The sequence below is a fragment of the Methylobacterium sp. CCH7-A2 genome, assembly GCF_001557075.1.
Classification (GTDB): Bacteria; Pseudomonadota; Alphaproteobacteria; order Rhizobiales; family Beijerinckiaceae; genus Allobosea; species Allobosea massiliensis.
The window spans coordinates 1-629 of sequence record NZ_LSKN01000175.1 but is presented as its reverse complement, the minus strand read 5'-3'; the positions used below and the strand labels follow the sequence as shown (position 1 = coordinate 629).

Sequence of the window (629 nt, the reverse complement as noted above, 5' to 3'; positions counted from 1 at the left end):
CGGCCGTGGTCCTCACCGTCCTCAAGACGAGATACGCACCCAGGTGGAAGGCCCGAACATTATCTACAGGGTCGCCTTTGGCGCCCTCACGGCCCTTGCAGAGAGGGGTCCTTCCACCTGGCACCCGGTCGCTCCAGGAACGGCCGGTATTCTGTCCCCGTCTTGACGACGGCATGCGCCACCCGCGCCATCTTGGCGGTGAGCGCGGTCATCGCCTTGCGACGGCGATCGGCATCGTCCGCGTGGCCGGCAACATAGCGGCCGAGCTTGTCGCGGAAGCTGTTGTCACATTGGCGCGCGGCGACCTGCGCCGCCATCCAGAACGTTCGGCGCAGCCGGGCATTGCCGTACCTCGACAGCTTGGTCCGACCGCGGAATGTGCCGGATTGGCAGGTCGCGAGGTCGAGGCCGCAGAACTTCAGGAACTGGCGGTGGTGGCCGAACCGTCTCAGGTCTCCGGCCTCGGCGAGGATTGTCAGAGCGTTGATCGGCCCGATTCCCGGAATCCGCCGCAGCAACTGGTAATCGTGATGATCAGCCAGCGTGACCTGCGCGATCTCCTCGATCCGGTTGCGCTCCCGGATCAGGCCCCGCGCCTGGGCAATGATCATCCGGAACATCGTGATCGC

At 65.7% G+C, this 629-nt stretch carries 1 pseudogene; it reads right to left on the bottom strand.

Going from position 1 to position 629, the window contains the following annotated elements:
* Window positions 1-94: 94 nt before the first annotated feature.
* Window positions 95-629 (bottom strand): annotated as a pseudogene (locus tag AX750_RS13235) (transposase); the annotation flags it as partial.